At 48.9% G+C, this 24,733-nt stretch carries 23 protein-coding genes; 11 read left to right on the forward strand and 12 right to left on the reverse strand.

The genetic code is table 11. The features are described 5' to 3' along the window. Positions 1-157: 157 nt before the first annotated feature. From BLQ88_RS34000 to BLQ88_RS34010, 3 genes are all read right to left on the reverse strand, one after another. The gene (locus BLQ88_RS34000) at positions 158-904 is read right to left on the reverse strand and encodes an acyl-CoA desaturase (protein ID WP_090157534.1); all 747 of its coding nucleotides are present in this window, start codon (positions 902-904) and stop codon (positions 158-160) included. A 130-nt stretch (positions 905-1,034) separates the two neighbouring features. Then, on the reverse strand, positions 1,035-1,694 hold the full coding sequence (locus tag BLQ88_RS34005) for a DUF4159 domain-containing protein (protein WP_090157485.1): 660 nt from the start codon (positions 1,692-1,694) through the stop codon (positions 1,035-1,037). Between the two features lie 140 nt (positions 1,695-1,834). Continuing rightward, complete coding sequence (locus tag BLQ88_RS34010; protein WP_090157486.1) at positions 1,835-2,542, reverse strand: RsmE family RNA methyltransferase; 708 nt, start codon at positions 2,540-2,542, stop codon at positions 1,835-1,837. Positions 2,543-2,937: 395 nt separating this feature from the next. On the opposite strand from BLQ88_RS34010, the gene BLQ88_RS34015 reads away from it, so the two are divergent. Continuing rightward, positions 2,938-3,948: a glutamine synthetase beta-grasp domain-containing protein gene (locus BLQ88_RS34015; RefSeq protein ID WP_090157487.1), complete on the forward strand. Its 1,011-nt coding sequence runs from the start codon at positions 2,938-2,940 to the stop codon at positions 3,946-3,948. Between the two features lie 117 nt (positions 3,949-4,065). Here the strand turns inward: BLQ88_RS34015 and BLQ88_RS34020 are convergent, their stop codons facing one another. Then, positions 4,066-4,620 carry a hypothetical protein gene (locus tag BLQ88_RS34020; RefSeq protein WP_090157488.1) on the reverse strand — a complete coding sequence of 185 codons (555 nt, stop codon included), beginning with the start codon at positions 4,618-4,620 and terminating at the stop codon, positions 4,066-4,068. A gap of 28 nt (positions 4,621-4,648) precedes the next feature. Continuing rightward, the gene (locus tag BLQ88_RS34025) at positions 4,649-6,835 is read right to left on the reverse strand and encodes a glutamine synthetase III family protein (RefSeq protein WP_090157489.1); all 2,187 of its coding nucleotides are present in this window, start codon (positions 6,833-6,835) and stop codon (positions 4,649-4,651) included. Positions 6,836-6,983: 148 nt separating this feature from the next. Between BLQ88_RS34025 and BLQ88_RS34030 the strand changes: the two genes are divergently transcribed. Then, a complete protein-coding gene (locus tag BLQ88_RS34030) occupies positions 6,984-8,819 on the forward strand; it encodes an LTA synthase family protein (protein ID WP_090157490.1) in 1,836 nt (611 codons plus the stop codon). A 36-nt stretch (positions 8,820-8,855) separates the two neighbouring features. Further along, positions 8,856-10,184 carry a tRNA (N(6)-L-threonylcarbamoyladenosine(37)-C(2))-methylthiotransferase MtaB gene (gene mtaB, locus BLQ88_RS34035; protein ID WP_090157491.1) on the forward strand — a complete coding sequence of 443 codons (1,329 nt, stop codon included), beginning with the start codon at positions 8,856-8,858 and terminating at the stop codon, positions 10,182-10,184. A gap of 307 nt (positions 10,185-10,491) precedes the next feature. Here the strand turns inward: mtaB and BLQ88_RS34040 are convergent, their stop codons facing one another. From BLQ88_RS34040 to BLQ88_RS34055, 3 genes are all read right to left on the reverse strand, one after another. After that, entirely contained in the window at positions 10,492-11,811 is a 1,320-nt protein-coding gene (locus BLQ88_RS34040) for an ammonium transporter (RefSeq protein ID WP_090157492.1), read from the reverse strand. Between the two features lie 60 nt (positions 11,812-11,871). Beyond that, positions 11,872-13,071 carry a porin gene (locus tag BLQ88_RS34045; protein ID WP_229212979.1) on the reverse strand — a complete coding sequence of 400 codons (1,200 nt, stop codon included), beginning with the start codon at positions 13,069-13,071 and terminating at the stop codon, positions 11,872-11,874. A gap of 346 nt (positions 13,072-13,417) precedes the next feature. Continuing rightward, positions 13,418-13,765, reverse strand: a complete 348-nt coding sequence (locus tag BLQ88_RS34055) for a 4Fe-4S binding protein (RefSeq protein WP_083769031.1) — start codon at positions 13,763-13,765, stop codon at positions 13,418-13,420. A 129-nt stretch (positions 13,766-13,894) separates the two neighbouring features. On the opposite strand from BLQ88_RS34055, the gene BLQ88_RS34060 reads away from it, so the two are divergent. Then, complete coding sequence (locus tag BLQ88_RS34060) at positions 13,895-14,920, forward strand: acyl-CoA reductase (protein ID WP_090157494.1); 1,026 nt, start codon at positions 13,895-13,897, stop codon at positions 14,918-14,920. Here the strand turns inward: BLQ88_RS34060 and BLQ88_RS34065 are convergent. Next, complete coding sequence (locus BLQ88_RS34065) at positions 14,917-15,705, reverse strand: alpha/beta hydrolase (RefSeq protein WP_090157495.1); 789 nt, start codon at positions 15,703-15,705, stop codon at positions 14,917-14,919. The two genes, BLQ88_RS34060 and BLQ88_RS34065, sit on opposite strands and share 4 nt — an antisense overlap. Before the next feature lie 133 nt (positions 15,706-15,838). On the opposite strand from BLQ88_RS34065, the gene BLQ88_RS34070 reads away from it, so the two are divergent. The 7 genes from BLQ88_RS34070 to BLQ88_RS34100 all read left to right on the forward strand — a co-directional run bounded on the left by BLQ88_RS34070 (position 15,839) and on the right by BLQ88_RS34100 (position 23,323). Next, the gene (locus BLQ88_RS34070) at positions 15,839-16,552 is read left to right on the forward strand and encodes an esterase family protein (RefSeq protein WP_090157496.1); all 714 of its coding nucleotides are present in this window, start codon (positions 15,839-15,841) and stop codon (positions 16,550-16,552) included. Positions 16,553-16,578: 26 nt separating this feature from the next. Beyond that, on the forward strand, positions 16,579-17,946 hold the full coding sequence (locus tag BLQ88_RS34075) for an ATP-grasp domain-containing protein (RefSeq protein WP_090157497.1): 1,368 nt from the start codon (positions 16,579-16,581) through the stop codon (positions 17,944-17,946). A 28-nt stretch (positions 17,947-17,974) separates the two neighbouring features. Then, positions 17,975-19,072, forward strand: a complete 1,098-nt coding sequence (locus BLQ88_RS34080; protein ID WP_090157498.1) for a carboxylate-amine ligase — start codon at positions 17,975-17,977, stop codon at positions 19,070-19,072. 125 nt (positions 19,073-19,197) lie between these two features. Next, the gene (locus BLQ88_RS34085) at positions 19,198-20,040 is read left to right on the forward strand and encodes a type 1 glutamine amidotransferase (protein WP_090157499.1); all 843 of its coding nucleotides are present in this window, start codon (positions 19,198-19,200) and stop codon (positions 20,038-20,040) included. Continuing rightward, on the forward strand, positions 20,033-21,226 hold the full coding sequence (locus BLQ88_RS34090; RefSeq protein ID WP_090157500.1) for an ATP-grasp domain-containing protein: 1,194 nt from the start codon (positions 20,033-20,035) through the stop codon (positions 21,224-21,226). The genes BLQ88_RS34085 and BLQ88_RS34090 overlap by 8 nt, the downstream gene beginning before the upstream one ends. A 1-nt stretch (position 21,227) precedes the next feature. Next, a complete protein-coding gene (locus BLQ88_RS34095) occupies positions 21,228-22,439 on the forward strand; it encodes an aspartate aminotransferase family protein (protein ID WP_090157501.1) in 1,212 nt (403 codons plus the stop codon). 5 nt (positions 22,440-22,444) lie between these two features. Beyond that, entirely contained in the window at positions 22,445-23,323 is an 879-nt protein-coding gene (locus BLQ88_RS34100; protein WP_090157502.1) for an aldose 1-epimerase family protein, read from the forward strand. A gap of 305 nt (positions 23,324-23,628) precedes the next feature. Here the strand turns inward: BLQ88_RS34100 and BLQ88_RS34105 are convergent, their stop codons facing one another. The 3 genes from BLQ88_RS34105 to trxA all read right to left on the reverse strand — a co-directional run bounded on the left by BLQ88_RS34105 (position 23,629) and on the right by trxA (position 24,655). Continuing rightward, entirely contained in the window at positions 23,629-24,024 is a 396-nt protein-coding gene (locus BLQ88_RS34105) for a HicB family protein (RefSeq protein ID WP_090157503.1), read from the reverse strand. Between the two features lie 4 nt (positions 24,025-24,028). After that, complete coding sequence (locus tag BLQ88_RS37645) at positions 24,029-24,214, reverse strand: type II toxin-antitoxin system HicA family toxin (RefSeq protein ID WP_090157504.1); 186 nt, start codon at positions 24,212-24,214, stop codon at positions 24,029-24,031. A 108-nt stretch (positions 24,215-24,322) separates the two neighbouring features. Beyond that, a complete protein-coding gene (trxA, locus tag BLQ88_RS34115) occupies positions 24,323-24,655 on the reverse strand; it encodes a thioredoxin (protein ID WP_090157505.1) in 333 nt (110 codons plus the stop codon). Between the last annotated feature and the right edge of the window lie 78 nt (positions 24,656-24,733).

Consider the following 24,733-nt stretch of genomic DNA (forward strand, 5'->3'; position numbering starts at 1 on the left):
GTTGTCATTTGTAGTCAAGAATTGTCAGGTATGGATTGGAGTGAAGTGAAAAGGGAGGAGAAAGTGGCCGAACGACCGATTTCTCCTCCCTTTGTATTAATTACAACACTTGACTACACCTGACCATAAATGACAACACCGGTACTGGCATCGCACATTAGTGCTTCTTTCGAATCTCGATAATCTTCAACTTATTCAGCAGCTTGATCACCGGGTAAGTCGGATCGACTTCGAACCATTTTGAACCGAAGTTGATCGAGTTCGGGCGTTTGTGGTGGTTATTCTGGAACAGCTCGCCCATCATCAGGAAGTCGAAGATCAGGGAGTTTTTAGACTTGTCGTCATTATCGAAGTTCTGGTAACCATATTTATGTCCGCTCCAATTGACGATCGCGCCGTGGATCGGGCCCATCAGGAAGTGGATCGGCAGCAGGAAGAAGAACGCCCAGTGCATATCCAGGTAAATGTAGGCAAGCACATAGAACACAATGTACAAAACAGCCCAGCCCGCTCTCGAAATCCAGGAATCACCCAGTTTTTCGATCAGTCTCCATTCCGGATAATTGCGTTCGAACCGGTTTTCGATGGCACGTTTGCGGTTCAATACGGCGTTGTAAATATTTTTAGTCTCCCACATCATCGTGAACACGTTTTTGGTGTGGTGCGGTGAATGCGGGTCTTTATCGGTATCGCTGAATGCGTGGTGCATGCGGTGCAGGATCGCATATGCACGCGGGCTCAGGTAGGAAGAACCTTGTGAAAGATAGGTGAGCAAATAGAAGAACCGTTCCCACGGCTTGCTCATTATGAACATCTTATGAGCGGAATAGCGGTGCAGGAAAAAGGTTTGACAGAATAGTGACAAATACCAATGTACAACAAATACAATCAGAACAATATACATGGAACGGCGGAAAAATTTAATGTGCTGAACTTTGTACAAAAGTAAGTGCCAAAGGTTAGAAAACCGAAATTTCCCAAACTAAATTTGGAATATAGCCATAGGCAATACCTACCTCCGAACCAGCCCCCGCCTACTCTATCATGAATGCGTAGCTGAGCAGGTTCGCCCCCATTTGCAATGCCTTACGTCGCATTTCCTCGGGGTCGTTGTAGACGCTCTGATCTTCCCAACCATTACCAAGGTCTGTTTCGTAGCTGTAATAGCAGATCAGCCTTCCCTGCCATATGAGCCCGAATCCTTGTGGCTGCTTGCCGTCGTGCTCGTGTACTTTCGGGAGGCCGTCGGGAAATTTGTATTTCATGTTGTAGATCTGATGATCGTACGGCAGCTCCACAAATGAAAGCTCGGGGAAAACCTTTTTCATTTCGCGGCGGATAAACTGGTCGAGGCCATAGTTGTCATCCACATGCAAAAAACCGCCCGAAAGCAGATAATTCCGCAAATTCTGCGCCTCGGCATCTGTGAAAACCACATTGCCGTGCCCGGTCATGTGTACGAACGGGTACGAGAAAATGTCGGGGCTACCCACTTCCACAACGTCTTCCGCAGGGTTGATATTCATTTTCAATTCCGCATTGCAGAACTTGATCAGGTTCGGCAGCGACGTTTTATTGGCATACCAATCGCCCCCACCGCCGTATTTCAGCTTGGCGATCTTCAATGACGATTGCCCGAACGATGCAATGGCGGTGCAGAACAGGAGGGCGATAACGAGGAGGCGGGCGTTCATAATTTTGAATGAGTGAATAAATGAATGAAAAAGTCAGGTACTGTCAGGGGTGGTCAGGTATTGTTTAACTATCCCTGACAATTACATGACGACTCTTGACAATTGCATGACAACATCTGACCTAATGACCATTTACTTCGTTATAAAACCTGCGCCAGATTCACCGCGTGGCATCCGGCAACAGCAGCCGTTTCCGTCCGGAGTCTCGTTGGGCCCAGTGATACCGTTTGAAAACCGCTTTCCAATGCCAGCTCCACCTCTTTGGGGCTGAAATCTCCTTCCGGGCCGATGAGCAATGTCGTGGCGACACCTTTCTTTATTTTACTAAAAACGTGTTCCACCGTATTTTGTTCGGGAACATACGCGATCAGGCGGACGGCGTCGGCTACATTTTTAATAAACGGCTCGTACTTGTTATTTACTGTAATAACCGGCATATAATATTGCTGCGACTGCTTCATAGCCGCGGCGGCGATGCGGTTGAGCCTCGTAAGGTTCACGACGCGGTTCAGTGTTTCGGGATTGGTATGTTCCGTGATTACGAAATCGATACGCTCTACCCCGATTTCGGTCATTTTCTCCACCATCCATTCATTGCGCTCGGCCTTGCGCGTGGGCGCGATCGCCATATTGACTGCGAAATTTCTCCGCTCCGTCAGTTTGGATTCTACCACTTCGTAACCTACTTTTCGCCCCTGAACATTAAGCCGGCATTTTTGCAGCAAGCCTTGGCCATTGGTGACGTAAATCATGTCGCCGGAACCCAGCCTCAAAACCTTCGAACTATGCCTTGCTTCCTCTTCGTCGAGTTCAAAAACGTGAGGGTCAGGCTGGTAAAACAAATGCATTTTTCCAATATTGTGATAATGTGAGCAAACACCGCTGGGGCCTTCAAAAATATACAAAATATCCGCAACAGCACAAAATTTGCAATCCCCGCAGAATTCTATCCACCCTCCGATGCGAAAAAGATCATTTATAGGATATTGTCGCCATTTTATAGTTTCAAAGGCATATTTTCAACCTGTTTCAGACGTTTTAACAAAAAAATCCCCTTAAAACCCTGATTTTTGAAACCCATCGATTTTATTAGAATAGTGCATTTTTTACTGACAATACTACCACGAACACAATAATATTCTGTGGAAGGTTAATTTTTCCTAACATTTATTTTTTGCAAATACATTTTTGCATTAATATTGTGCCGTTATAATTATTCGTCACCACTTTATCTAGTACTATTATGTCAAAGTCCAAGCTGGAATATATTTGGTTGGATGGCTACAAGCCGACCCAAAGTTTACGCAGCAAAACCAAAATTGAAAACGATTTTAGTGGAAAACTGGAAGATTGCGCAATGTGGTCGTTTGATGGCTCGTCAACTGAGCAGGCTCCCGGCGGTTCTTCCGACTGTTTGCTGAAACCGGTTTACATTATTTCTGATCCACAGCGTAAAAATGGCTACCTGGTAATGTGCGAGGTATTGAACGCTGACGGAACTGCTCACGAATCAAACGGTCGTGCAACTATCGAAGACGACGATAACGACTTCTGGTTCGGATTTGAACAAGAATATTTCCTTTGGGACAACGAAACCAACAAACCACTGGGCTTCCCAGCGGGTGGCTATCCTGCTCCACAAGGACCATACTACTGCTCGGTAGGCGCGAAAAACGCTTACGGTCGCGAGATCATCGAAGAGCACCTTGACGTTTGCCTCGACGCAGGTCTGAACGTAGAAGGTATCAATGCAGAAGTTGCTGCTGGCCAGTGGGAATTCCAGATCTTTGCGAAAGGCGCGAAAGAAGCTGGCGACCAAATCTGGTTGGGCCGTTACCTGCTCGAAAGAATCGGTGAGAAATACGGTGTATCTATCAACTGGCACTGCAAGCCGCTTGGCGACCTCGACTGGAACGGTTCAGGTATGCACGCCAACTTCTCAAACGGTGTATTGAGAACTGCGGGCAGCAAAGCTACTTTCGACAAAATTTGCGAAGCATTCCGTCCGGTAGTGAAAGAGCATATCGAAGTTTACGGTGCTGATAACCACCTGCGTTTGACTGGAAAGCACGAAACTGCTTCTATCCACGATTTCAGCTACGGTGTTTCTGACCGTGGTGCTTCTATCCGTATCCCTGTTCTGGTTCCTCAAAAAGGATGGAGCGGATACCTTGAAGACCGTCGTCCAAACTCGGCTGCTGATCCATACAAAGTGGCAGCTCGTATCATCAAGACTGTTAAATCTGCTATCTAATCCGCAGATCGACTATACAAAGCAAAACGACCAGCCAAATGGCTGGTCGTTTTGCTTTGTGGGGTACATCTAGCCCAGCCTTAACCCAGCCTTTTAAGGCTGGGTAGATTGCGCAGATCAATCCTCATCCTCACTGCCGGTGAACGAGTACAGCGTCGGGTCGAGCTCCACTTTACCGGAGGTATAAGCTTTGATAAAATCGCTGATCACCTGGTCGTCGATCTCGGTTTTGTTCAGTCCTACTTCAAGGCCGACACCGTATTCAAACTGGTCGTCGATTTCGATGTGTTCGCGGACGGTGATCTCCTCCCCTTCCTCGATTTCCTCAATGAACTCCGTCAGCAGCAATTCGGCTTCGTCTTCCTGCTCGTCGGTCGTTTTGTAGTTCGCCGGACGCTCATCCGGTGATACGTAGCCCGGCATTTCCTTTTTCAGGCGTTCCAGCGCCTCGTCGTACACGAGCGTGGAGTGATGCAGGCGCAATGTATAGACCAGCGCGTCGAAAATGACCTCCTGATTTTTGTAAGTGCCTACAAACTGCACGTGTGCGTGCTCATTGTTTTCGCTGTCGTCGTCTTCGAACTCGTCTTCTACATATATAAAGTTCGAATTCTCGGCCTTGCATTCGGCTTTGAGCTGCGCGATTTCTTCTGGATCAAATCCGGGATTCATATGCTTGTTGTTTGATTCAATTGCAAAACTACTCCAAAAATAACATTTCACGGTACTTAGCCAGTGGCCAGTCCTCGTCGTCGATCAGCAATTCCAGCTTATCCACGTGGTAGCGTATCTCATCGAAAAAGCCTTTTACCTCCGAACCGTAGCATTTGGCGCGTTCGAAAAGCTCTTCGATATTGTTGGCTCTCTTACGGCTTTCGGTCATTTCATGCACCAGCTTCTTGATTACCACCACGTGCGACGAAATGTCACGGATAATTTCCTTAATCGGCTCGGCTTCTTCCATCATTTCGAGGTCGGTCAGCGAGCGGGCCGTCTGTGCGAGTTTGAACTGGTATTTCACCACCGTCGAAACAATGTGATTCAATGCGAGGTCACCGATCACGCGTGATTCGATCTGCAACTTCTTCACATAATTTTCCAGTTCGATCTCGTACCGCGCGTGCAGCTCGCGTGAGCTCAGTACGCCGGTTCGTTCGAAAACAGTGATGGTTTTGTCTGTTTTATAGGCGTACAATGCATCGAAAGTCTCACGGATATTGCTCAAACCGCGCTTGGCGGCCTCTTCGATCCATTCGTCGGAATAACCGTTTCCTTCAAAAAGAATATTTTTAGATTCAAGGAAATACCGTTTCAGTATCTCCACGGTCGCTACCTTCTTCTCTTCCCCTGCTACCAGGCGCTCGTCCATTTCGCGTTTGAAGTCGAGCAACTGGTTCGCTACAATCGTATTGAGGATGATCATCGGCGACGCGCTGTTCTGCGAGCTTCCTACGGCACGGTATTCGAATTTATTTCCCGTAAAACAGAACGGCGACGTCCGGTTGCGGTCGGTATTGTCCCGTTGGAGGTTAGGAATGCGGGAAATGCCTAATTTGTAATAGAAATTCTCCCCTTTTTCCAGCGTAATCTCTCCTTTGCTCACGAGCTCTTCCAGCATATTGGTAAGATCGCCACCGAGGAACACCGATACAATCGACGGTGGCGCCTCGTTCGCGCCCAGGCGATGCTCGTTACCCGCCGACGATATCGACGCGCGTAACAGGTCGGCATGATCGTGCACGGCTTTCACGACGTTCATCAGGAATGTCAGGAAGCGCAGATTTTCCTTTGGCTTAGATGTCGGTGCGAGCAAGTTAATGCCCGTATCGGTCGAAAGCGACCAGTTGTTATGTTTTCCGCTACCGTTAATGCCTGCAAATGGTTTTTCATGGAACAGCACCTGGAAATTATGCTTGTCGCCGATTTTCTGCATTAGATCCATCAGCAATGCATTGTGATCGATCGCAAGGTTGACCTCCTCGAAAGTCGGTGCACATTCAAACTGGCCGGGCGCTACCTCGTTATGCCGGGTGCGGACGGGTATACCGAGCTTCAATGCTTCGAATTCGAAGTCCACCATAAATGCATTCACACGCGGTGAAATAGAGCCGAAATAATGGTCGTCGAGTTGCTGGCCGCGTGCCGGATTATGCCCGAAAACGGTACGTCCCGACATCAACAGGTCCGGACGGGCGTAATACAATGCCTTGTCCACCAGAAAATACTCCTGCTCTATCCCCAAAGTAGGCGTTACCTTCGACACATCGCGGTTGAAGAACTGGCAAACGCCGGTTGCGGCCTTGTCGAGCATCATCAGCGAGCGCAGAAGCGGCGCTTTGTAATCCAATGCTTCTCCGTTGTAGGAAATGAAAACGGAAGGGATACACAAGGTTTTACCACCCGCGCCATTGTCCATCAGGAACGCCGGCGAACTCGGGTCCCAGCCCGTGTAGCCACGCGCCTCGAATGTCGCGCGCAAGCCGCCGCTCGGGAACGAGGAAGCATCCGGCTCCTGCTGCACCAATGCGCTGCCTTTGAATTTCTCAACCGCTTTTCCGTCGATCGTAAGGTCAAAAAACGAGTCGTGCTTTTCAGCTGTCGTTCCGGTCAATGGCTGGAACCAGTGGGTGTAGTGCGTCGCACCTTTCGAAATAGCCCACGATTTCATGGCCGCGGCCACTTCCTCGGCTACTTCCCGGTCGATCGTCGAGCCGGAGCGGATCGCATTGGAGATTTTGGTATAAGCCTCTGCGGAAAGCAGGGTTTTCATCACATCATCACTGAATGTATTGCTGCCATAAAGGTCGGCTACTTTTTCTGTGGGAGGGGTCAAAACAGGCGAGACACGGCCTTGCGCGATCTCAAAAGCTTTGGAACGAAACGTCATGTATTTATTGATTTATATTAATTCTCCTCAAAATTATCTATTTACCGATACGAACCACAAATCCTGCGGACATTTTCACATTAGCTGCCCAACGGTTACCACAGGTTAGCGCATTTTTAAGAACTTTGCAAATTGTTCATAGACACCAATGCGTAAAAGACTTGAATTTATTGCCTTGTACGGGCTGGCCTGGGTCGTTATTTTCCAGTTTTTCCGGGTCATTTTCCTGGCATACCATTATAAAAAAGCACTCGAATTACCATCGTCGCTGTGGGTAGCGAGCGCGGGCCACGGCCTGCCGATGGATATTTCCTTCGCCGCCTACATCCTGGGCATTCCTACCTTGCTGATGATGTTCACTGGTCACCGCTGGGAATGGTATCGGAAAACGCTGCGGATTTACACCATTATAGTCGTATCGGTCATCACGTTGCTCACGGTCGTTGACCTGGAACTGTTCCGCGCCTGGGGCTTTCGCATCGATGCGACCTCGCTGCATTACCTCGAAACGCCTTCCGAGGCTTTTGCATCGATGGGCGCAGCGCCGGTATGGCAGCTGTGCCTGCTGTTGTTTGCATTGATATTCCTGGTCAATCGCGTGTTGCAGACAATTGTCCGGCGCATTACCGGTGCATTCCGGCTCACGCCGCTTTGGTACACGATACCGGCATTCCTGGTCATTGCCGGCAGCCTCATTATCCCCATTCGCGGCGGTTTCCAGCTGGCTCCTATGAACGAGAGCGCGGTGTTTTTCAGCGATAAGAGCTTTGCGAATTACGCGGCCGTGAATGTGCCGTGGAATTATATGCGATCGGTGATCAGTGAGGGTTATTCCAATGAAAACCCATTTAAATACTTGGACGAAGCCGAAGCTAAGCAAACTGTCACCAACCTGTACGGATCGGAAGGTATTACCGACCAGGTTATCGATACAATTGGCAAAAAGAATGTGCTGGTAATCATTTGGGAAAGTTTTACGGCAAAAGCCGTGGCTTCGTTGGGCGGGTTGAAAGGCATTACCCCGCAGTTCGACCAGATTGCCAAAGAAGGGCTGCTTTTTACCAATATATATGCAAGCGGCAACCGCAGCGACAAAGGTATGGTAGCGATTCTGAGCGGTTACCCGGCGCAGCCTACCACTTCCATCATTAAAATACCAAAAAAAACAGCCTCTCTGCCATCGTTACCTACCATTTTCAAGGAACGCGGCTGGCAGACGTCCTTCTACTACGGCGGCGAAACCGAGTTCGCCAATATGAAGTCGTATTTCCTCCAACAAGGTTTCGACCGTATTGTCGACATCAACGACTTCGACTCAAAAGACATGAATTCCAAATGGGGCGCACATGATCATGTGGTTTTCAAAAGGTTGATGCAGGATCTGGATCAGGAAAAGCAGCCGTTTTTCTCGACGATGTTCACGCTGAGCAGCCACGAGCCGTTTGAAGTGCCTACTAAAACAGTAATCCAGGGCAACGACCCGGAGCATTTGTTCCTGAACGCATTGCATTATACCGACGAATCCCTCGGTGCATTCCTCCGCGAGGCGCAAACCAAACCCTGGTGGAAAAATACGCTCGTCGTCATCATCGCCGACCACGGCCACCCACTGCCTGAAACCCGCAAAGACAAGCCTTCGGAGTTCCATATCCCCATGCTCTGGCTCGGCGGCGCGCTTACGGCTGCACCTGCACGTGTAGACACGCTCGCGTCGCAAACCGACCTCGCGGCCACGATTTTAAACCAAATGCATTTACCCTCCGGAACTTTTGCGTGGAGTAACGACATTTTCAAAAAGGGTCGTCATGATTTCGCCTATTTCGCATTCAACAACGGCCTCGGCTGGATGCGTCCCGACGGCTTCCTCGTACGGGACAACATCGGCGGGAATATCACCGAGAAAAGCGGCGCTTTACCGCAGCAGGAAGAGGGCCTGGGCAAGGCTTACCTGCAATCTTCTTTTGGAGATTATTTAAAGCGTTGATAATAAAGGTGTAATTTTGCAGGATATTTAAAAACAATGAAAAAAGTCGCTTTTTATACATTAGGGTGCAAGCTGAATTACTCCGAAAGCTCTTCGATCGGACGCATGTTCGAGGATAAGGGTTATACCAAAGTGGAATTCAACGAAAACCCGGATATATTTATCATCAACACTTGCTCGGTCACGGAGAATGCGGACAAAAAATGCCGCAAAATCGTGCGCGAGGCACAGAAAATCAATGCGGACGGCTACGTGGCAGTCATCGGTTGCTATGCCCAGCTGAAACCCAAGGAAATTTCCGAAATACCGGGCGTAGACGCGGTGTTAGGCGCTGCCGAGAAATTCCGTCTGGTGGAATTGATCGATACATTCGAAAAAGCACCTTCCGGCCAGCCGGCACAGGTAATCGCTTCCACGATCGACAATGCGGTTGAATACCATACTTCCTATTCACTCAACGACCGCACGCGCACGTTCCTGAAAGTGCAGGATGGCTGCGACTACCCGTGCGCGTATTGCACGATCCCGCTCGCACGCGGGAAGAGCCGGTCGGACAGTATCGAAAATATCGTGAAGGCCGCACGCGACATTGCTGCGCGCGACGTGAAGGAAATCGTGCTTACCGGTGTCAATATCGGTGATTTCGGTTTGCGTAACGGCGTTCGCGAAGAAACTTTCCTGGATCTGGTCAAAGCATTGGATGAGGTAGATGGCATCGAACGCTTCCGTATTTCCTCCATTGAGCCCAACTTGCTGACGGACGAGGTCATTGAGTTTGTGGCGCAATCCAAACGCTTCGCACCGCACTTCCATATTCCCTTGCAATCGGGTTCCAATAAGGTTTTGGGCCTGATGAAACGGCGTTACAAACGCGAGCTTTATGAAGAACGTGTGGCGAAAATCAAGTCGCTGATGCCGGATTGCTGCATTGGCGTGGACGTGATCGTGGGACATGCGGGAGAAACGAAGGAGCTATTTGAAGAGACCTACCGCTTTTTGAACGAGCTGGATGTCTCGTATTTGCACGTGTTTACTTATTCAGAAAGAGAAAATACTACTGCATTAGCCATCCGCCCTATTGTACCGAAAGCTGAGCGGGCCGAACGTTCCAAAATGCTGCATATTCTCTCGGATAAGAAGAAACGGTTCTTCTATGAAAGCCAGATGGGCAAGGAAGGGAAAGTATTGTTTGAGGATGAGGTGCAGAACGGGCAGATGCTTGGGTTTACAGGTAACTATGTACGCGTGGCTGTGAAATACGATCCGCTGCTGATCAATGAGACCAAGGAAGTGCGGTATGATCATATTAATGCAGAAGGGTTGATGGAAGTCACTGAGATTCAGGAAGAAGTTTTGATTCACTGATAGTTAAAGTCAGTTTGATCTGCAATCAACTAGCCTGCTGTTAGTTTTGACCAATCGATTCTGAGCTAGCTATAAATTCTAATCCAGCTATAATCTTTAATCTAGCTATAATCTTAATCTAGCTATAATCTTATCTAGTACCGTCGACTTAAGTCGACGGCAATGGACTAGAGAATTCTTTGGCTCGGGTTTTAATCCGGGGATTATTATAAGAAGAAAAGGCTGCTAGGAACAGCTTGCTTTAATTTGTCACAAAGAAAGCCCGACCAATTTGGCCGGGCTTTTGCATTTATTCTTATAGTTTAGATTAAGCTTCTACAAGGAACTCGTCGTGCTGGCTTACGTCCAGACCTGCTTTTTCGTCCGATTCAGTTACACGAAGCGGCAGGATCAGGTCAGTCACTTTAAGGAGTACGAATGAGCCTACGAATGCGAATGCAGATACACCTACCAGGGCGATTACGTGGTTGATGAACAACTTGGTTTCGCCGAATGCAAGACCTTGGTCAACTACCAGTGAGTTAACACCGCTTGTCGCGAAGATACCGGTCATGAGCATACCTACCATACCACCTACACCGTGGCAAGGGAATACGTCCAGCGTATCGTCCAAAGTTGAACGGGTGCGCAGGTGGGCAACGTAGTTAGAGATGATCGCAGCCACAGTTCCGATGAACAATGCAGCAGGAACCGTTACGAAACCGGCAGCTGGTGTGATGGCAACCAGACCAACCACAGCACCGATACAGAAACCAAGTGCAGATACTTTCTTGCCTCTTGCAGCATCGAAAAGGACCCATGCCAAACCAGCAGCACCAGCAGCGGTGTTAGTAGTAGCGAAAGCTGAAACCGCCAACGGAGAGGCTGTCAGTGCAGAACCGGCGTTGAAACCGAACCATCCGAACCAAAGCAAACCTGTTCCGAGCAATACGAATGGAATGTTCGCAGGAGGCAATACGTGGTCTTCGAGCAGCGACTTGCGACGTTTCAGATACAATGCACCAGCGAAAGCAGCCCAGCCGGCAGACATGTGAACCACAGTACCACCTGCAAAGTCAAGAACACCCATTTTGAAAAGAATACCATCTGCATGCCATGTCATGTGGCAAAGTGGTGTGTAAATTAACAAGCAGAAAAGGATCATGAAAAGAACGTAAGAGCGGAAGTTGATACGCTCAGCCATTGAACCGGTTACGAGCGCAGGTGTGATCACCGCGAACTTCAACTGGAACATCGCGAACAAAGCGAAAGGAATGGTACCCCAAACCGGGCCGTCCAATACACCTTTGAACATGAAGTGCGTCGATGGGTTACCGATGAAACCACCGATGTCCTCACCAAATGCAAGACTGAAACCGCAAACTACCCATACCACACTGATTACCCCCATCGCGATGAAGCTCTGGAGCATCGTGGAGATGACGTTTTTGGTGTTAACCATTCCTCCGTAGAAGTACGCCAGACCCGGGGTCATAAGCAGTACCAGCGCGGATGACACGAGCATCCATGCAGTGTCGCCCGAATTGATGCCCTCCGTAGGGATCTGCGTCGGAACATTGGGGACGAAGGCACCGAGGATGCTGATTACCAGGAGGATAATCAGTGGGATAAAGTTACGTTTTTCCATTGTAGTAAATTATTGTTATTGTATTAGATTAAGAAGGTATTCGTGTGAAATGCTGTTGTATCAGAACTTGTAAATGAATGCTAATCCGAATGTAGTCTGGCTGTTTTTAGTCCAGCCGCCTTCTGAATCCTGGAACTGCTGCGCTTCTCCTGCACCGCTCAGTTTAGGATAAGCGTCGAGACGGAATTCAGGTTTTACCAGGATATGTCCGTCGGCCAGGTTGATGTTACCAGTCAAGGTCACTGAATTCACTTTGGTGCCCGTCTTCGCGGCAGTAAGCAAACCTCTCACACCGCTGTCGTTGTTGAAATATTCGTAACGTGCGCCGATTCCGAAGTTGTCGGTGATTGCGGTATTCGCATAAACCGCTACACCACCCCAGGATTCAGCCTTGATCGGACCACCTGCGCCCTGATAATCACCCTTCTGCGATCCATACGCGGCGTTAAGACCCAGGAGGAATTTCTCAGAGATCTGGAAGCTGGTGGTAAGGTCGAATACCTGGTAGAAGCCGTCCGGCTGCTTGCCCAGTGAATCCGTGTTAGCCTCGTTGCTTCCGATGTAATTCACGTACACGTTCCAGTTTTCAACCGGTTTGAAATACAATTGGCTGATAATGCCTTTCGCGCGGTTGTTATCGCCTAAACCATCCACATTGTTCACCACACCGACCATGAGAGATGCCTTGTCGGAGAATGCGTAAGTGGCTTTCAAACCTGCGTGGTAGAACGGACCGTTGTTGAACAGGTTGGAGAGCGAGTAGTTGAAGTTGGCCGGTGCGTCGATCACTTCGTACCCGATATGCGTACCGAACTGTCCTGCGGTCATCGAGAACTTGTCGGTAAATTTGTATGTAAAGTATGCTTGCTTGATCGCCAGCGCAGTGCTGAACAATGCGTTTCCATAGTTGCCCATGTTTGCATTAGGACCGAAAGTAAGGTCAACAACCGCTTCCGACTTAGCATTGGTATAAGCAACCTTCGCCTGAACCAGACCGAGCGAAAACTGGCCCGACTTTTGATCGAACACCCTCGCGTTAGAGGCACCCATATTGGAGCGGGATACGGGTTTATTGAAATTAGCCATGTAATAGGAATCCAGATAGCCCGAGAAAGCGAATGCTCCTTTTGCCTCTTCCTCATCCTTAGCCTCTGTTACCACCGCAGTATCGGCTTTCACTGCCTTCTTATCATCTTCCGCCTTCGCAAAACCCAAAATCGGAACTATCAAAGATAATACTGTGCAATAGACTTTTTTCATAATTATATTCTGTTTAAGTTAATATTACTCTCCGGCTGATTTACTGGATCAAATATTGTACTTAAATTATATTTATCAAATAATCTAGCCAAAATTTATACCTAAAAATCCAATTTTCTGATTTTTATCATGTTTTTTATCGTTTTTAAAACACAAAAACACCAAAATCACAATTTTTTACAAAAACTGAATATTCTGCATATGCTCAACAAAACAGAATTTTCTTCAAAAGAATCAGTTGCAGTTATTAAGAAATTTTATTATTATAATGCCATTTGCAGAACCGAAAGGGCACAAAAAAAGCCTGCTGAGTAGCAGGCTTCGCATTTTCTATATTCAGCAGGGTCTATTCACCGTGCATCCATGCTTTTTTGGCAAGCAAAGTTTCTTCTTCTTCCTCGTTGTCGGGATCAGGCACGCAGCAGTCAACCGGACAAACCGCAGCACACTGGGGTTCTTCATGGAAACCAACGCACTCGGTACATTTATCTGTAACTATATAGTAAAATTCGTCTGAAACAGGGGACTGCTTTTCCTTGCCGCTTACGATGGTGCCATCACCGAAGTCCACTTCATCTAAACTCGTTCCATCTCCCCAAGTCCATTCTACACCTCCCTCATAAATTGCAGTATTCGGGCATTCTGGCTCACACGCCCCACAATTTATGCATTCATCGGTTATCATTATAGCCATAGTCGCCGGATTGTTTATATTTGTTGCTATTCTTCTGTATTGGGTAACAAATATAACTATTTATAGTTTCCCAACAATCAGAAAAATAAAAACGGCACTTGCCATTTAACTTTTTAGAGTCAGAGTAGAATGATATCAAGAATTCGGAGAATAAATGCATTCATCCGTCTGGGGCAGTTCATCAGCGACCCGGCCAACGAGGAAACGATCGCGGAATGGGTTGCGGGCGCCAAAAGCCGGAATAACTGGTTCACACCCGCCAATGTAAGGTTGTCATTGAATGCGATCGCCGGGCAGTACATGAATGAAGAGCGACTCCAAGCCTGGGCCGCAGCCTACCCCGAACCCGCCCAATCCTGCAAAATTGGCGTAGTTATGGCAGGAAACATCCCTGCGGTAGGTTTTCATGATGCACTGTGCGTACTCATCAGCGGACATACTTTACTCGCCAAACCAAGCTCCGACGACCCGCTGCTGATCCGTGCATTGCTTACCCAACTGACCGAAATCGAACCGGAGTTTAAGGATTATATTCAGTTCGTAGAGCGTTTGAACGATTCGGATGCGTACATCGCGACGGGAAGCGACAATACGGCGCGGTATTTCCATTACTATTTTGCCAAAAAGCCTAATATTATACGTAAGAACCGGACATCGGTCGCCGCACTCACGGGCGGGGAAACGCGTGAGGAACTCAGGGCATTAGCGACTGATATTCTGCAATATTTCGGGCTTGGCTGCCGCAATGTATCCAAAGTTTTCGTTCCGTCCGGATATGACTTTACCGGGTTTTACCAGGCCATCGAAGAAATGGCGGATGACTATGTAAATCACCACAAGTATTTCAACAATTACGAGTACAACAAATCCATTTACCTCGTAAACCGTATTGCGCACTCGGATAACGGCTTTTTGCTCGCAACCGAGAGCGAGGCATTGGTATCGCCCATCAGCGTGCTGCATTACCAGCATTATGATTCCGTGGAAGAATTGAAAGCATTATTGCGGGAATCGGAGGAAAAGATCCAGTGCGTGGTGGCGAAACCCGAATTGCACTTACCGGAAGCGCTGCCATTCGGCTCCGCACAGGCACCCGGGCTCTCGGATTATGCCGACGGTATCGATACTATGGCATTCCTGTCCAACATGGATTAGGCCTTCCCTGCCCTTCCTGATGCCCATACGAGGAAATCAGGAAGGACTTTTGCCCATGTTTCTGGGTTGTGCATTCCCTCTTTTACTTCTACATAACAAACATCCCGCCCCCAGGCATACCCTTTCCGTTCCAACTCGGCAATGCATTCGAGCGTATCCTGAATGGAATCGATCACGCCGTCGCCATCCCGGTCGTCGTGCTCGTCCCAGGTCCCGCATTGAAACCAGAAACTAAGTGGAGCCGTACTTTTGGTAACCCGTATTTGCTCATGCATAATGCGGTCCGTTTCCGCATAACCTTCGTCGAGCGCCTTTTGCCGCCACCACAGCGAGCCGGAGAATATGCCGGCTTGCGAGAATACATCGGGGTGGTTCCATACGGCATCCAGCGCCATTAACCCGCCCAGCGAGAAGCCGGCGTAGGTAATGCCGTTTTGAACAATATTATAATGCTTTGCCAGATATGGCAGCAATTCTTCCAAAACAAATGAGGTCGTAAGCTGCGCGTTGCCGCCCCGTCCCGCGTAGTCGGGCTGGCGGGCGACCCCGTACTCATGTATGCGCGCCTCATTCGCGTGTATGCCCGCAATGACGCACGGAGCGATGCTTCCCGCGGCCTCCAATGCCGCCGCCGTTTCCGCCATATGCAAAGCCCCAAAGTCCTGTCCATCATTGAAAAGCACCAGCGGGTAAGTTTCATTGGGATTAAAATGCATCGGCAGCACGATCGTCACCACCACTTCCCGGCCAAGGAAAGTCGATGGTAGCGAGGTAATTACAGGCATTGTTTTTATGGGGAAAGTGGCTGAATTCACTGAAATGGGACGACTACGGACAGAAATAAAACCCGAAAGTTAATAATTTGCTTCCTATGATTTGTTTTGTATATTTCATTTATCAACTATAAACCGTCTTTGTTTGGAAGAGAAGCACATTAAATACTACTCTCATCATCTCGACAAGGACGTGGAGATGCTTGTTTTCGGCAGTTGGGGCTACCCTATCCTGCTCTTCCCCACGACGCTCGGCCGGTATTACCAGGCCAAGGACATGGGCCTGATCGAATCCGTCCGGTGGCTGGTCGAATCGGGGAAATACAAGATTTACTGTGTGGACACGATCGACGCCGACTCCTGGTACGCGAAGCATCTCAATCCCGAATACCGGGTCGCGAACCACATTCAATACGACAAATTCCTGAAAAACGAGCTCGTACCTTATATAAGGAATGAATGTAATGTCGGCAAGATCGGCGTGGCGGGTTGCAGCTTTGGCGGTTTCCATGCCGCTAATTTCGCCTTCCGCCATCCCGACCAGGTCGCATATCTCCTCAGTATGAGCGGCATATTCGACATCCGGGGCTTTCTCGATGGCTTTTATGATGATTCGGTTTATTTCAATAATCCGGTCGATTTCATGCCTAATGAGCAAGGCTGGCGCTTCGGCCACATGAAGATCGCTCTCGGCACTTCCGACTGGGACATTTGCCTGAATAGCAACATAAGAATGTCCAACGTCCTCAACAACAGCGGCATCGAACATTGGCTCGACATCCGGGGCTGGGAGAAGCACGACTGGCCGCTATGGAACAAAATGTTTCCGGATTACCTGTCGCGCATTGTTTTGCAATAATCAAAAACACAACTCAAAACCTGAATATGAAAAAGATCGGAATCCTGTTTGGAATGGAAAACACCTTCCCGAACGCGTTTATCGAAAGAATCAACAGCAAAGGTGAAGACGGCATTATAGCAGAGGCCGTTACCATCGATAAAGTCATACAGGCCGCACCCACCGAATATGCCGTGATCATCGACCGTATTTCGCAGGACGTGCCTTTTTACCGCTCATTCCTTAAAAACGCAGCACTTTCGGGCACGGCAGTGATCAATAACCCTTTCTGGTGGAGCGCGGACGAGAAGTTCTTTAACAATGCATTGGCGGAAAAACTGGGCATACCGGTTCCAAAAACCGTGTTGCTACCTTCGAAACAACGCCCCGATAACACTTCCGAAACCTCCTTCCGCAACCTCGCATTCCCTATGGCGTGGGAGGAGATATTTCAGTATGTGGGCTTCCCGGCGTACATGAAACCGCACGACGGCGGTGGCTGGAAAAGTGTGTACCGCGTCGTGAACCCGCAGGATATGTGGATCAAGCACGAGGAAACGGGACAATTGGTGATGATGTTGCAGGAAGAAATCGTGTTCGACGATTATGTACGCTGCTATTGCATTGGTCAGAAAGATGTGCTCGTGATGCCTTACGAACCGCGCAACCCGCACCATTTGCGCTACGCCGCCGATTTGAAAGCCCAGGGCGAGGAGCGCGAAAAACTGCTGGAAACGATCAGGGACTATACATTAAAACTGAATGTCGCATTGGGTTATGACTTTAATACCGTCGAATTCGCCGTGCGCGACGGCATTCCATACGCAATTGACTTCTGTAATCCCGCGCCCGACGCCGACATTTACTCGGTAGGTCGCGACAACTTCGAATGGGTAGTGGAAGCGGCGGCCAATATGGCCATCGAGCGGGCAAAAGCGCAGGTTCCGGGGCAGATCAACCTTACCTGGGGTACATTCATTAACCAGGCCGTCAATGGCATTCCGGCACAAGCCGCCCAACCAGCGGTAGCTTCCGCCGAACCGGCCGCAGCTCCTTCTGAACCTGCAAAAGCAAAAGCCGCACCCGCGAAAGCAACCAAAACAGCCGAAAAAACGCCGGCTGCCGCGAAACCTGCGCCCGCGAAAGCAACCAAAGCGACTCCCGAAATAGCGGCCGCAACGAAACCGGCAGCAACGAAGGCACCCAAGGCCGCGCCTGCGAAAACTCCGGAAGCCGCCCCATCCGCCACCGAAGTAAAAGTCAAAACGGTAGCGCCGAAGAAACCGGCCAAATCGCTTGGAGCGATCGTCACGGAACCGATCGCCGTGGCCGAACCGGCAGAGCCCAAAATCCCGACTACCAAGGCGGCCGCGACCAAAGCACCCGCCAAAAACTCCAAATTGAAGAAGTCCTGACAAACTAAAATTCAGCCGCCTTTGCATTATGGCAACATTCACCCTGGGAATTGAAGAAGAATTTCAGACCATCGACCCGGTAACCCGTAACCTGCGGTCGCACATGTCAAAGCTGGTTGAAGATGGAAAAATTACATTAAAGGAACGCGTGAAGGCGGAAATGCACCAGGCGGTGGTGGAAGTAGGGACGAATATCTGCCATAACATCCAGGAAGCGCGGGAAGAGGTTACCTACCTGCGCAAAATGATCCTGGACCTGGCCGAAAAACAGGACCTCCAAGTAGCCGCTGCCGGCACACACCCGTTCGCCGACTGGGTAGACCAGCTCATTACCGACGATCCGCGTTACGACCAGATCATCGACGAAATGCGCGATGTAGCACGCGGTAACCTCATTTTCGGGTTGCACGTGCACGTGGGCATCGAGAGCCGGAACGAAGGAATACAGATCATGAATGCGGTAAGGTATTTCCTGCCGCACATTTACGCATTATCGACCAACTCGCCGTTCTGGTGCGGGCGCAATACGGGTTTCAAGTCCTATCGCTCGAAGGTTTTCGACAAATTCCCCAGGACCGGCATTCCCGATTTCTTTTCGAGTGCGGCCGAATATGACGAGTATGTGGCGCTTTTGATTAAAACAAACTGCATCGACAACGGCAAAAAAATCTGGTGGGACATCCGTGTACACCCGTTTTTCAACACCATCGAGTTCCGCATGTGCGACGTGCCCATGCGTACGGACGAGACCATCTGCCTGGCCGCGATCATGCAGGCGCTCGTGGCCAAAATCCACAAGCTACACAGCCAGAACCTGAGCTTCCGCCCCTACCGGCGAATGCTGATCAACGAAAATAAATGGCGTGCTGCGCGGTATGGTATTCAAAGCAAGCTGATCGACTTCGGGAAGCAGCAGGAAGTGGAGTACAAAATCCTGATCTGCGAGCTCCTCGAATTCATCGACGACGTAGTGGACGAACTCGGCAGCCGCAAGGAGATCGAATACATTCACCAGATACTCGAAATGGGTACCGGTGCCGACCGCCAGCTCGCCGTTTTCGAGCAAACGGGCAGTTTGAACGCGGTTGTAGATTATATTGTCTCGGAAACTAAAATCGGCCTTTGATTAGAATTAAATCAAACTTTTGATCCAAAATCCGAACTAATCAGGAACACATTTGTTTAAAATAGGTTACCCGATTCTATAACTTAAAGGCCGTTTTCACTGACACGAACCGGCCCCCCACTGAAATGACCACTCATGAAAGACATTTCCGGATTGCGATCCTGGACATGTACAACGGCCACCCCAACGAGGGAATGCGATGCATTAAAAAGATCATCGCCGCATTTGGAGAGCAGCAGAGCATGCCCGTTGAATTCTCTGTTTTTGATGTAAGACAAAAGCTCGAAGTGCCGGAAATGGACTTCGACGCATACATTTCTACGGGCGGGCCGGGCAATCCGGCACCGGTCGGCGAGGCTTGGGAGAAGAAATTTTTCGGATTTCTGGATAAAATACTGGCTTTCAATGCAAAGCGGCAGAACCGTATCAAAAAGCATTTGTTCCTGATTTGTCATTCATTTCAAATGGCATGCATTCACTGGGAGCTGGCGGCGGTGAGCAAGCGGCGGAAAACATCCTTTGGCACATTTCCAGTACACAAAACTTCCTCCGGGCGCAAAGATCCGTTGCTAAGTGCATTGAGCGACCCTTTCTGGATCGTCGATTCACGTGATTTCCAGGTTACCCAGCCCAACCAGTTTGCATTCGACGCATTGGGTGCGAAGCTGCTTTGTCTGGAAAAAATTCGCCCGCACGTGCCGCTCGAACGCGCCGTGATGGCTATCCGCTTTTCGGGCGAGATCGTCGGCACACAGTTTCACCCGGAGGCCGATGCCGAGGGAATGCTGCGTTATTTTTTGAAGGAAGATAAAAAGGAGGCCATTATCAAAGCGCACGGTGAGCAGAAGTACAACGATATGATCGTGCATTTGAACGATCCGGACAAGATTTCGATGACCGAAGCCGTCGTTATTCCCACATTTTTGAAAAACGCATTCAACAAAACGTTCCAGCCAGCCTATGCATAAGCAAGCCCGGGAAGCGTTCAATAACTCCTTTACGGAGAAAGGGTACGAAAAATTCGTCGAATCGCTCAATACGCCGTTTCCCGGTCAGCTGGATTTCAGAGTTGCAGAAACGCCTGTTTTTGTACCCAAAAAACTGAAAGAAAAGATCATACACGCATCGGACGATATCATTTCTACGTTAATATCACCCGATTTTCGCAGCAAAACGGATCGCGCCGTACCTTCTAATCAGTACGTTCCCGGCGAGAATGCGCATTCCTCTTTTCTCGCTATCGATTACGCCATTTGCCGGAATGCGGCTGGTGAACTCGTGCCACAGCTCATTGAATTACAGGGCTTTCCGTCCATATTTGGCTATCAGGCGTTGCTATCGGAGACTTTCAGGAAATTTTTCGATGTCCAGGGCAATTTCGAATATCTGTTTGGCGCGACTTCTTTGGATGAATATGTATCCAAATTGAAAGCGCTGATCCTCGGCGGCGAACAGCCTGAGCATGTGATATTGCTTGAAATATTCCCGGAAAAGCAGAAAACGCGCATCGATTTCGCGGTTACCGAGCAAATGCTGGGCATTAAGGCAGTGTGTTATACCAAACTGATCCGGGAAGGAAGGCTGTTGTTTTATGAAAAAGACGGCCGGAAAATCCAGGTCACACGCATCTACAACCGCCTCATTTTCGACGACCTGTTCAACTATCCCGATCTGCAAACCAGCTACCACTTCACCGACGACGTCGACGTGCAATGGGTAGGTCATCCTAACTGGTTTTTCAGGATCAGCAAGTTTGCGATGCCTTTTTTGAAGGGGGAATTTATACCCGAAACCCGTTTTCTGAGCGACTACCGGGATGAGTTTCCTGCTGACCTTCAGAATTATGTATTGAAACCGCTTTTCTCTTTCGCGGGTTCCGGCGTGCAGCTCCACCTGACAAAAGCCGATCTGGAAGCCATTCCCGACCCGGAAAATTATATATTGCAGCGAAAAGTCGCCTACGAACCGGTTATCCAGGCACCAGACGGTCTCGTGAAATGCGAAATCCGCATGATGTACGGCTGGCCCGACAATGCTGAAAAGCCGGAGTTACTGATCAGTCTCAGCCGGTTGAGCCGGGGCGAAATGATCGGCGTCCGGTACAACAAGGATTTCACCTGGGTAGGCGGCAGTGCCAGTTTTTTTGAACATTAGAATGCATATCTCACATCGCCAGCACTTTTTCGACCATCTGGCGCAAACTTCCGATTTCCCGCTTGCCCTTGAAATTGAAAAGGCCGAGGGCGTTTACATGTACGGTCTCGACGGCAAGTCGTATATGGACCTCATTTCCGGTATCGGCGTGAGCAACGTTGGCCACCGGCACCCGAAAGTGCTCGAAGCCATTCACGCACAACTGGATAAGCATATGCACCTGCTCGTGTATGGCGAGTACGTGCAGAGCGCGCAGGTACAACTCGCGAAAGCATTGGCCGACACCTTGCATTTGGAGGCCCCCAACCCCTCTCCTTTCGGCCTGATCGACAATGTATATTTCACCAATTCGGGTACCGAAGCGGTGGAAGGAGCCATGAAACTAGCGAAACGGTTTACCAAGCGGCGCGAATTCGTTTCGTGTTACAATGCTTATCACGGGGCTACGCAGGGCGCATTGAGCCTGGCCGGCGCAGAGTTTTTCAAACGAAACTTCCGTCCGCTACTGCCGGGCGTAAAGCATATTCAGCATGGCTATTTGCCTGATCTTGAAAAAATTACGGATCAGACTGCCGCTGTAATTATCGAGGTGATCGGTGGTGAGTCGGGGGTGCGGGTGCCTGATGATTGTTACCTCGTTGCGCTGCGCCGAAAATGCACTGAAACCGGCACCTTGCTCATTCTGGATGAAATACAAACCGGTTTTGGACGTACGGGTAGCTTCTGGGCATTTGAGCAGTATGGTATTTACCCGGATATGCTGCTGAGTGCCAAAGGAATGGGTGGCGGCATGCCGATCGGTGCATTCATGGCGTCGCAACAAATCATGAAAGTACTGAAAACCAATCCGATACTCGGCCACATTACCACATTTGGCGGACATCCCGTGAGTTGCGCGGCGTCGCTGGCTGCCCTAAGGGTAACTGTCGATGAGCAACTGGCGCAAGCGGCCATCGAAAAAGGAGAACTGTTTAAATCACTGTTAATTCACCCTGAAATCAAGGAAATCCGCGGAAAAGGCCTTATGCTTGCGGCAGAAATGGCATCTTTCGATAAACTGAAAGCGACCATCGATCGTTGTATCGAGCTGGGCGTGGTCACCGACTGGTTCCTTTTTTGCGACAATTCCATGCGCATTGCCCCACCGCTGACGATCACCGAAGATCAGATTCGCGAGGCCTGCGCGACTATTATCAATGTCCTGAATTCTTGAACGATATGAACTACTCCATTCAAAACGACCATTTGAAAATCGCCGTGCAGGAAACCGGCGCTGAACTTTGCCAGATCCAATCGACCGTAACCGGCAAAGATTTCCTCTGGAACGCTGATCCTTCGGTTTGGGCCAGTTATGCACCGGTACTTTTTCCCGTGATCGGCGCTATCAAGAATGGTTTTGTAAAATACAACGGCAGTGAATATGCGGTACCACGCCACGGAATGGTCCGCAATAACGCAAATGTAAAACTAACGAGCCAAACAACTGATAGTCTTACATTTGCATTAGAATACAACGAAGAAACGCTGGCCATTTATCCTTTCAAATTCAAGTTTCAAATTACCTACCGGCTGGAAGGCAAGAAAGTCGTGGTCGATCATAAAGTGCTCAACCACGGCGGTTCTGAAATGCTTTTCTCCCTCGGCGGTCATCCTGCATTCAAATGTCCTCTCCATGAGGATGAAGTTTACGAGGACTATTACCTTGAATTTGAGGCGATTGAAAACGATTCAACCTGGATTCTGGAAAAAAACGGCCTCGTAAGCAACACGACCAAACCGGTTTTGGAACACACCAATGTGCTGCATTTAAACAACCACCTGTTCGACAATGATGCATTGATTTTCAAGCATTTGATTTCAAAACGGGTGAGTCTGAGAAGCACCAAATCGGGACAGGTAATCACTGTTTCCTACAAAGACTTCCCCTACCTCGGCATCTGGGCAAAACCCGGCGGCCATTTCGTATGTATCGAGCCATGGCTGGGCATTGCCGACAGCGCCGATTCGGACCAGAATTTTGCGACAAAGGAAGGTATTCTGAAACTGGAAGCCGGCGGAACTTTCGAGGCTAGTTTTACAATCGAAATCAATGAGTAGCCTGTCGCCGCATTCGTTGTTCCTGCTATGCGGTTCGGTTTTAGCACGATGCGGCTATGTTGAAATTAGCGAGTGGTAATGTTACATCCCTACGGGATTCACGTTGAAGGGAGGATTTTCGGTTTTGCTACCAATATTACGTCGCTACGCGACTTAACGTAGGAAGAAAGAACGGCCATTTGTGCCGCTCTACCCAAACCTTCAATGCCGTCTGGCATGTAATATTGGTAGTAAAAGTCAGATGAGGAAGCGCCAAAATGCCGTAGGCATGCAACGACATATACGAGATTTCGTCGGCGATCCCATCACAATTCGATAGCCAGCAATTCTCCTCCCAGTTTATGCAATGCACTCTCAATCTTCTTCGCCTGTGCTGCGCGAGGCTTTTTGAGGCCGGAGGCGTAGTGATTCAGTTGCTTTTCATTAATGCCCGTCAGCCGAGCAATCCCTGTCTGGCTAAATATGCCTTTGTAATATTCCAAAAGACTTTCCACATCGAACTTCCAGATGATTTCGTATTCACCTTTCAGCGCTGCCGGAATGTTCTTGTCGTCAAATGATTTAAGGATTTCAATGCATTCGAGAACATTTCTTTTCACATCTTGCACCGTATCTCCTATTCCATAAATTTTCCTGGCATTTTCGGCGTAAGCACTATATCCGTCTTTTCCTCTTTCAATCAATATTCTGATTCTTTTCATACCTCTATTGATTAGTCAATTTCATTTCCTTGATGATTGTCTTTCTCAAACCTTCATTCATTTCCTTTGAAGAATGATACGGCACGCAATACGTTATGCCGTTTTTTGTGTACATATAGTGGCTGCCTCGTGTGCGGGCCAGGATCCATCCGTTCCGCCGGATGATGCGATGAAACTCCGAATATTTCATAGTGCAAATATAGTAATAAGAGTAGATAATTATATACCTTTCATTCTAGTATACAACTAAAAAAGCCCCGTCACCGGGGCTTTTAACTCTTTCACAAATCAGCGATTATCAAACGGTCGCTTCGATTTGGGCATTCAATTTATCTTCAAGGGTTGTTTTAGGAACAACGCCTACTACTTTATCTACCAGTTGGCCGCCTTTGAAGATCATCAGCGTAGGGATACTGCGGATACCGAATTTTGCAGGTACCGAAGAGTTCATATCCACATCCATTTTACCGATAACTGCTTTGCCGTCGTACTCACCAGCGAGTTGCTCCACAACCGGACCGATCATCTTACAAGGCCCACACCACTCAGCCCAGAAGTCAACCAGTACTGGCTTGTCGCCCTGGATCAGTTCGTCGAAGGTGCTATCGGTAATTTCAAGTGCTTTTCCCATGTTTTAAGTGTCTAAATGTTATTTATCAATCTGGATTAATAAGGAATATTAGTATCTAAAAGTTCCTCATTTAATTTA

The organism is Dyadobacter soli (assembly GCF_900101885.1).
GTDB classification, from domain to species: domain Bacteria; phylum Bacteroidota; class Bacteroidia; order Cytophagales; family Spirosomataceae; genus Dyadobacter; species Dyadobacter soli.